This window comes from Arthrobacter sp. Hiyo1 (assembly GCF_001263615.2).
Lineage (GTDB): Bacteria > Actinomycetota > Actinomycetes > Actinomycetales > Micrococcaceae > Arthrobacter.
The window spans coordinates 180,867-183,003 of the sequence record NZ_DF952477.1; the positions used below are offsets into that span (position 1 = coordinate 180,867).

Annotated in this window: 2 protein-coding genes; both read right to left on the bottom strand. The window is 63.5% G+C overall.

The genetic code is table 11. The features are described from left to right. A partial coding sequence (locus AHiyo1_RS22245) for a glycoside hydrolase family 13 protein (protein ID WP_059390031.1) occupies positions 1–1,297 on the bottom strand: 1,297 nt, incomplete at its 3' end. A gap of 45 nt (positions 1,298–1,342) precedes the next feature. Next, a partial coding sequence (locus AHiyo1_RS22250) for a carbohydrate ABC transporter permease (RefSeq protein WP_059390032.1) occupies positions 1,343–2,137 on the bottom strand: 795 nt, incomplete at its 5' end.

Below are 2,137 nucleotides of genomic sequence, written 5' to 3' on the forward strand. Positions count from 1 at the left end.
CATCCCGGCCGAGTCCGTCATACTCGGCACCGCGGAAGAACGAGGGGTCCTGACGCTGTTCAGCGGGGATGGCCGCGACCTCGTGCAGGCCAAGCTCCTCGCCCTGGTACAGGTAGGCGGCGCCCGGGAGGGCGAGCATGAGCATTGTCGCGGCTTTGGCCCTGCGGATCCCGCGGTCGACGTCGATTTTATCGGCCGGACCGCCGGCCTTAACCCATTCGACGCCCTGCTTGACGTTCCGCCCGTTCAACGGCGGCAAGCCGTAACGGGTGGCATGGCGTGTGACGTCGTGGTTGGAGAACACCCAGGTGGAGGTCGAACCTGTCAGCCGCACCTGTTCGAGGTTGTCGGTGATGATCTGGCGGAACTGGCCCGCGTCGAAATCGGCGACGAGCAGGTCGAAGCTGAACGCCTGCCCCAGGCCCTCCGAAGATGCGTACTTTGCGCGCCGCTCGAGAGTTTCGACCCAGGCCTCGGCCACCGCGCAACGCGGCGGGGTGTATTCGTTGAAGACTTTCCGCCATTCGGCGTAGATTTCGTGGACCTCGTCACGGTCCATGAGCGGGTGGGTGCCGGACGTGCGGTCCATGGCAGCCAGTTCGGCTTCGCTGGGCAGGTCGGCGGAGAGGTCTTTGACCAGCAGGTTGGCGACGTCGACGCGGAAGCCGTCCACGCCGCGGTCGGCCCAGAAACGCAAGGTGATCAGGAAATCCTCGCGTACGTCCTGGTTGTCCCAGTTGAAGTCGGGTTGCTCCGGGGTGAAAGTGTGCAGGTACCACTGCCCGTCGCTGACCCGTGTCCAGCCGGGGCCGCCGAAGGCTGCCGTCCAGTCCGATGGCGGCAGTTCACCGTTGGGTCCGAGCCCGTCGCGGAAAATGTAGCGTTCCCGTGCCGGGGAGCCTTTTGCCGCTGCCAGGGCTTCCTGAAACCAGGCATGGCGATTGGAGGAGTGGTTCGGGACGATGTCGACGATGAGGCGGATGCCAGCGGCGTGCAGGGCCGCGGCCATTTCGTCGAAGTCATCCAGGGTACCGAGGCGGGGGTCCACGTTGCGGTAGTCGTCCACATCGTAGCCGCCATCGGCCAGGGCGGAGGGGTAGAAGGGGCTCAGCCAGACGCCGTCGATGCCCAGGGCCTTCAGGTACGGGACCCGGGAGGTCACTCCGGGCAGGTCACCCAGTCCGTCTCCGTTGGAGTCGGCGAAGCCGCGCGGATAGATCTGGTAGACGGAGGCCTGCCGCCACCAGTTGGCATCCGAAGTGGACAAGGTGGACGGGGACTTCAGGGTTTCGGCCATGGAAGGGTTTTCTCCTGTTCTCGATGGGGGGACTGAGGCAAGGATTTACTTGATTGCGCCCTGGGTCAGGCCTGACATCACCCAGCGCTGCGCAAGCAAATACACGATAATCGACGGCGCCATGGCCATGAGGTAGGACGCAAAGGACACGTTGTAGTTGTTGCTGAACTGGGTTTGGAACATCTGCTGCAATACGGGCAGCGTCTGCAGTGCGGGGTTCGAAACGATGAGGGCGGGCATCATGTAGTCGTTCCAGGAGGCCAGGAACGCGAAGATCCCCACGGTGGCACTCATGGGTGCCAGGAGCGGGAAGATCAGCCGCCAGAACACCTGCCCTGTGCTGGCCCCGTCAATACGGGCACTTTCTTCGAGTTCGGTCGGAATGGAACGCAGAAATGCTGTGAACAGCATGACGCTGAAAGACAACTGGAACATGATGTGCAGAATGACCACGCCCACGGGATTGTCCAGATGGACCATGCCGCTCAGGCTCACTTGGGACAGCGCCACCACCGGGAAGGGCAGGAACATGGCCGCCAGAAGGTAGAAAAACGACCAACGGAACAGTTTGCGGTCCCAGTTGCGGGAGATCGCAAAGGCTGCCAGGGCGCTCAGAATGATGGTGCCTGCCACGCTGAGCGCAGCAACACCCACCGAGACGGCGAAACTGCGCGGGAAGTTCGTCAGGGTCCAGGCCTGGGCAAAGCCGTCCAGGCTCCAAGGGCCCGGCAGCGAGAAGGCGTTTCCGTCGACGGCCTGCGCGGTGGTTTTGAAGGCCATGGAGACAGTCACGTACAGGGGAACCAGGACCGTGAGCGAGCAGAGGGCCAGGACGGTGGT